Here is a 6000-nt window from a genome sequence, read left to right on the forward strand (position 1 = left end):
GGGGTGTGCTATAGTTTTCCACTGTTGGTGGTGTGTCCGAGCGGCCGAAGGTGCATCACTCGAAATGATGTTTGGTGTAAAAGCCAACGGGGGTTCAAATCCCTCCACCACCGCACCAACGAAAACCCGTCGAGATTCGTCTCGGCGGGTTTTTGCATGCCCGGATTGTTCTGGGGTGCTGCTGGCGGGGGTGTTGGGGGGTGTTTGTGCGGGGGTACTTCGCCTCGTTTTATAGGGTGTGTGCCACTTCCGGGGCTTTGCCGGTGCTTGCTGATTTGGGGGTGGGTAAAATCGTATTATGCGTATTAAGATTCTTGACCACCCGCTGGTCTCTCACAAGATTAGTGTTCTGCGTGATAAGAACACCCCGTCCCCGATTTTCCGTCAGCTGGTTGATGAGCTGGTGACCCTTCTTGCCTATGAGGCGACTCGCGAGATTCGTGTGGAAGAGGTTGAGGTTGTGACTCCGGTGGCGACTACTACCGGTGTTCGTATTGCTGATCCGAAGCCGCTGGTTGTTCCGATTCTGCGTGCTGGTCTGGGCATGCTGGAGGGTATGACCCGTCTGGTTCCGACCGCTGAGGTGGGTTTCCTGGGTATGGCTCGTAATGAGGAGACCCTGGATATTGTGACGTATGCTGAGCGTCTGCCGGAGGACCTGACTGGTCGTCAGGTGTACCTGCTGGACCCGATGCTGGCTACCGGTGGCACTCTGATTGAGGCCATTAAGTTCCTGCGTGAGCGTGGTGCTGAGTCTGTGACGTGCGTGTGCCTGATTGCTGCTCCTGAGGGCATTGCTGCTCTGGAGAAGGGCATTGAGGGTATGGAGAATGTTGACCTGTTCCTGGCTGCTCGTGATGAGCGTCTGAACGAGAAGGCGTACATTATTCCGGGTCTGGGCGATGCTGGTGACCGCCTGTACGGTCTGGCTGAGTAGTTTTTCAGCGTTATTCACGTGATGTGAGTGGGGCGCCTCTGCATATGTTTAAGCATGTGCGGGGGCGCTTTGTTGTGTCTGCTGGAGGCCGTGTGCAGGTCATATGGTGTGGTGTTGGGGGATGTGTGTCTAACGGTCTGCTGTCTTGGGCGTTTATGGTGTTGTTGGGCGCTTGTGTGGGTTTATGAAACACCCTTGATAATATGTGATGAGGAACACTATAGTGCTTTGAGGGGCTTAAAATATATTGAGCATATTCACAGCTTCACATGAAAATACAGGGTGAAACCAGTAAATAAAAGAAGCTATGAATATTTATAAGGAAAAAATACTGAAAGCTTCAGGTAGTCCCTGAAACCCCAAAACGCGAGAGGGGGTATTGTACTCCTCTCGCCCATAAAGATGAATCCACTATGCCGAATCCGCTTGATTTATCCGTCAAATAGGAGAAATATTAAGTAAGAGGATTGAAGCTCGAACAGGTATTGGGGACTGTTTGACTCGGCGTCACTTCCGGCGCACCCCACACTACGTACGACAGGGATCCCGTACACAGACTTTGAGAGAAGGTTGAATCATGTCAGGCGCTGTACCTGGATATGTGCACATCTCCCAGCGCGGCCGCGCCGCTAAGCGCCAGGTCGTGCAGCCTCAGCGTCCCGCTGCGCAGGCCGCAACGTTGCGTCCGATGACTTTCTCAGCCGGTGACCCTGCCCATAAGCAGGCTCAGGAAAATGAGGCACGCGGCTTTGTGCTCTATGTTGGTTTGAACGAGGAACTTGCTGCAGCGAACGGCACCTCCCTGGTGCGTATCGTTCAGGATTTGCGCACTTATGCACACCACCTGGCTCCCGAGTCGGAGTCGTACGCCGCTGTGGCGTTGGCTCCGGTGAACGCTGAGGGCAGCGACCTTGAGGTGGTACGTAATGCGCTCGGTGATCCGACCGCGATGTACATGCACCCGGAGGCGCATGTCGCCCGCGAAGCAGAGACCACGAATAGCCACTCTTCGGGTGTGCTGATTGATTTGGCACGTCGCGAGGTGTTCCTGGATGGTGAGCCGCTCATGCTGACCTTCAAGGAATTCGAGCTGCTGGCACACCTGGTGGAGAATTCTTCCCGCACCGTGGGTCGTGAGGAGCTGCTGAAGGCGCTGTGGAGCTCCGGTGACGAGCATCCGCATGAGCGTACGATTGACGTGCATATTCGTCGTCTGCGTTCGAAGCTGGGCCGCCTGTCGGGTACCGTGCGTACGGTGCGCGGTCAGGGTTACCGCTTCTTTGAGCACCCCGAGGTTGTTGTCTGGGCTGCTCCGGAATACTCAATCTAGTTTTTAGAGTGCACCTCGGTGTGCTGGCGTCATGCCGGTGCGCCGGGGTTTACTTGTGCCCCCTAGGGGTGTTAGTGTGCGTGCTGTGGCGGCGTGCGGCACGTTCCGGCGCCCTCTAGATAGAATGGGTGTATGGCTGAAAATTCTTCCAACACTGCATCTGGCTCGCACCGCAGCGGGGTCAAGCGTCTGATTATTATGCGCCATGCGGAGGCTGATTGGGGTCTGAACGATTTTGATCGTCCGCTGACGAAGCGCGGCCATGAGCAGGCTGCCGCTGCTGGCGCCTGGCTGGCGGCTCGCGGTTATATTCCGGAGCAGATTATGTCGTCATCGGCTTTGCGCACTCGTCAGACGACTACTTGGGTTTCGGATGGTTTGGGGGCGAAGGCGCCTACTGCTCATCTGGATGAGGGGCTGTATGAGGTGTCTGCGTCCCGCATTATTGCGCGCATTAACAGCGTTTCGGAGAATGTTCATTCTCTGATGGTGGTGTCGCATCTGCCCGGCGTGCAGGATGCCGCGCAGCGCCTGATGAGCCCTGATTCTGACCCGAACGCGTCCATGGATGTGTATTACGGTTTCCCACCCTCTTCCATTGCGGTGTTTGAGGTGCCGGGGGAGTGGGCTCTGCTTGATGGTGCGGATGCGCGCCTCGTGGACTTCAAGAGCTTCTAGACCAGGAGTTTCTAGCCCAGGTTTTTCTAGGCTTTGTACCTGAATGAAATGGGTAAAGCAAAAGCCCCGTACCAGCCGGTACGGGGCTTTTTGTGGCGGAGACGGGGGGATTTGAACCCCCGGTCGAGTTTAACCCCGACCCTTCATTAGCAGTGAAGTCCATTCGGCCGCTCTGGCACGTCTCCACGGTGCGCTCGTGAGCGCATCCCTATAAGAATATAGGCTGTTTTGCGCTTGGTCAATTCGACCCACGCTTGGGGGATATCTCTGAGCGTGTGTTGCTCTATAGGGCGGACTATGGATTGTAGGCTTTGAGGCTTATAAGCATTTTCGATAAACTGCTACCGTCCGACCGATAAATAGAGGGCGTCTCTGGCGTGTGATTTTTCCATGCAGCGTTGCCAGAGTCGTCTTATTTACTCAACGAAATGAGAAATCATGTCTGAAAACCCCAACAACCCCCAGCCCCAGTTCAACCAGGACCCCCAGTTTAGCCAGCAGGCACCCCAGTTCAATCAGCAGGTTCCTTACGGTGTGCCCGTTCAGACCCCTGAGCAGCAGGCTCAGGCGAAGAAGGCAAAGACCCTGTCGATTGTCTCTCTGGTGAGCGGTATTGTGAGCTTCTTTGTCCTCGGTTTCATCCTTGGTGCTGTAGCTATTGCGACCGGCCGCCTGGCTATGAATAACCCCGAGCTGAAGAACCGCGGTATGGCTATTGCCGGTACTGTTCTGGGTGTCGTCAGTATTATTTTGCTGGTCGCTCTGAAGATTTTTGTAAAGCAGTAAGATTGAAGCTACCTGCAGTAGCCTCATGATTTGAGGAAGCCCGCGTGTACTCCGTGTGCACGCGGGCTTTTGCGTGCCTAATTAGTTTTCTAATTAGTGCATATATGGTGCGTATAGCTCCAGAATGACGAATCCGTTTGTGCCCACCTCAGCGATAGGTTAGGGTGAGTAAGGTTCAATACACACCATTCACACGAAAGAGGGACCACATGTCTCAGAACCCGCAGGACTCTAACTCCTACGACTACAACCCGGAATACGGCAACCTGAACGAGCAGAACGCTCAGAACGGTCAGCAGCAGTACCAGCAGCCTGGTCAGTACGGTCAGCCCATGATGGTGCCCGTCGGCATTGTTCAGAAGACCCCCGAGCAGCTTGCTGGCGAGAAGGCTGGTCAGACCTCCATGGTGCTCGGCATTATTGGTCTGATCTGCAACTTCTTTGTTAGCTGGTGGCTGTTCGGTCTGCCCTCGCTGATCATGGGTGTTATCGGCATTATGAAGGCTAATGAGGCTGAGCGTTTTGGCACTGCAGCTTCGGGTGGTCGCATCATGGGCTGGATTAACGCAGCTTTTGGTGGCCTATTCTTGGTTGTAATCGGTGGTTTCCTGCTGCTGGGTCTTATCGGCGCGGCAGGTGCTGCTTCTTCCTCTTCCAACCACTTTACTGAGCTGGTCAGCACCCTGGCACTCTTCTAAAAGGTCTCGCCCTCCTAGAGGGTACATAAAAGCCCCGTTTCTCGTATTGAGGAGCGGGGCTTTCGCGTACCAGCTGGCACTCTACTGCCCTCTTAAAATGTATTGCGCGGGTTTGTGCGACAGATGTAGTTGTACCCGTTTCGGTGATAGGTTAGGGTGAATACTGTTTAACACACACCAGCCGTACGAAAGTGAGATGCCATGTCTCAGAATCCTCGGGGTTCAGACCCCTACGACTACAACCCGGACTACAACCGTCTGAACGAGCAGTACAACCAGAACGGCCAGTACGGGCAGAACACTCAGTACGGTCAGTATGGCCAATACGGTCAGGGTTCTTACGGCCAGTACGGGCAGAGCTCCTACGATCAGTATTCTTATGACCAGTACGGTCAGAATTCGTACGGTCAAGACTCGTATGGTCAGAATCAGTACGACCCGTACGGTCAGCAGTACCAGCAGCCCGGCCAGTACGGTCAGCCCATGATGGTTCCTATTGGCATTGTTCAGAAGACCCCCGAGCAGCTTGCCGGTGAGAAGGCTGCTCAGACTTCCACGGTGCTGGGTATTATCAGCTTGGCGTGTATAGTGACTCTCAGCTGGTGGCTGTTTGGTCTGCCTTCCCTGATTCTGGGTGTTATCGGTATTTTCAAGGCGAACGAGGCAGAGCGTTATGGCGCGGCTGCTTCGGCTGGGCGTATCTTGAACTGGATTAGCGTAGTCATTGGTGGCATGTTCCTGGTGCTTTTTGGCGGCGGTATGCTGCTGGCGATTATGCTGGCTCTTTCTGATTCTGCCGCAAATTCTAGGCTCGTGGAGACTGCGCAGATGCTGGTACTTTTCTAAACACTTTCACCCTCATTGGAGGGTACGCAAAAGCCCCGTTCCTCACGTTGAGGTGCGGGGCTTTTCTGTATGTATGCCGTATGTTTGGTGAAATCGGCTCGACATACTTGTTCCCTTGGTGGGGGAAAGTCTAGGGTGGGCATAACGCCCGGTATTGAAAGGTTATGATGCCCCAAAATAATGAAGTTTTTGATTACAATCCCGAATATGCCAAGCTCTACCAGGGAAATGGCAGCCCGCAGTCTGACGCTGACAACACGGACGATTGGACGCAACATGCGAGCAAGCAACCTTCCGACGAGCAAAGGGCACAAGACGGTAAAAAGGCAGCGAACGTATCCCTGCTTTTCGGCGCCCTCGGCCTCCTATTTTTCTTTCTAGGGTGCTGGTTGTTTGTCCACGATTTTGACAGTGGTGGTCTGCAGATAGTTGTTGTTGCACCGTTGCTGAACGTCCTGGGTATTTGGCAGGGGCGAGTAGCGAAACAGCACGGTGTACCTGCCCTAGCGGGTCGTATTCTCAGCTGGGCGGGTGTAATTTTTGCCCTTCCCTTCGCCATCATCGTCGCATTGTTCTTGATTGTCCTGACCGGCGGAATATAACTATGTCGACTCCACAGGGAGCCTGCGTGTCCTCTTGTTCTAGTGGATTAGGGGAGGGGCTAGGGGGTAATACTTCTCTAATGTTGAATGTGAAAGGTTGTGGATGCGATGTCGCAGCTACCC

General features: G+C 54.3%; 7 protein-coding genes and 2 tRNA genes. 8 read left to right on the forward strand and 1 reads right to left on the reverse strand.

Features of this window, described 5'->3' with window-relative positions:
* Positions 1 to 26 precede the first annotated feature (26 nt).
* The 4 genes from HMPREF2845_RS01000 to HMPREF2845_RS01015 all read left to right on the forward strand — a co-directional run bounded on the left by HMPREF2845_RS01000 (position 27) and on the right by HMPREF2845_RS01015 (position 2945).
* A tRNA-Ser gene (locus HMPREF2845_RS01000) sits at positions 27 to 113 on the forward strand.
* Between the two features lie 185 nt (positions 114 to 298).
* The gene (upp, locus tag HMPREF2845_RS01005; RefSeq protein WP_005507583.1) at positions 299 to 937 is read left to right on the forward strand and encodes a uracil phosphoribosyltransferase; all 639 of its coding nucleotides are present in this window, start codon (positions 299 to 301) and stop codon (positions 935 to 937) included.
* A gap of 577 nt (positions 938 to 1514) precedes the next feature.
* Positions 1515 to 2267: a winged helix-turn-helix domain-containing protein gene (locus HMPREF2845_RS01010; RefSeq protein WP_049352307.1), complete on the forward strand. Its 753-nt coding sequence runs from the start codon at positions 1515 to 1517 to the stop codon at positions 2265 to 2267.
* 132 nt (positions 2268 to 2399) lie between these two features.
* Entirely contained in the window at positions 2400 to 2945 is a 546-nt protein-coding gene (locus tag HMPREF2845_RS01015; RefSeq protein WP_005504419.1) for a SixA phosphatase family protein, read from the forward strand.
* A gap of 93 nt (positions 2946 to 3038) precedes the next feature.
* Here the strand turns inward: HMPREF2845_RS01015 and HMPREF2845_RS01020 are convergent.
* Positions 3039 to 3130: transfer RNA gene (locus HMPREF2845_RS01020), tRNA-Ser, on the reverse strand.
* A 253-nt stretch (positions 3131 to 3383) separates the two neighbouring features.
* Here HMPREF2845_RS01020 and HMPREF2845_RS01025 point away from each other — a divergent pair.
* From HMPREF2845_RS01025 to HMPREF2845_RS01040, 4 genes are all read left to right on the forward strand, one after another.
* A complete protein-coding gene (locus tag HMPREF2845_RS01025) occupies positions 3384 to 3731 on the forward strand; it encodes a DUF4190 domain-containing protein (RefSeq protein ID WP_049346009.1) in 348 nt (115 codons plus the stop codon).
* Between the two features lie 209 nt (positions 3732 to 3940).
* Complete coding sequence (locus HMPREF2845_RS01030; RefSeq protein WP_005504421.1) at positions 3941 to 4429, forward strand: hypothetical protein; 489 nt, start codon at positions 3941 to 3943, stop codon at positions 4427 to 4429.
* A gap of 201 nt (positions 4430 to 4630) precedes the next feature.
* Positions 4631 to 5275 (forward strand): hypothetical protein, encoded by a 645-nt coding sequence (locus HMPREF2845_RS01035; protein ID WP_005504422.1) that lies wholly within the window; start codon positions 4631 to 4633, stop codon positions 5273 to 5275.
* Between the two features lie 167 nt (positions 5276 to 5442).
* Positions 5443 to 5877 carry a hypothetical protein gene (locus HMPREF2845_RS01040; RefSeq protein ID WP_070665899.1) on the forward strand — a complete coding sequence of 145 codons (435 nt, stop codon included), beginning with the start codon at positions 5443 to 5445 and terminating at the stop codon, positions 5875 to 5877.
* Positions 5878 to 6000 lie beyond the last annotated feature (123 nt).

The sequence above is a fragment of the Rothia sp. HMSC065B04 genome, assembly GCF_001812285.1.
Taxonomy (GTDB): domain Bacteria; phylum Actinomycetota; class Actinomycetes; order Actinomycetales; family Micrococcaceae; genus Rothia; species Rothia mucilaginosa.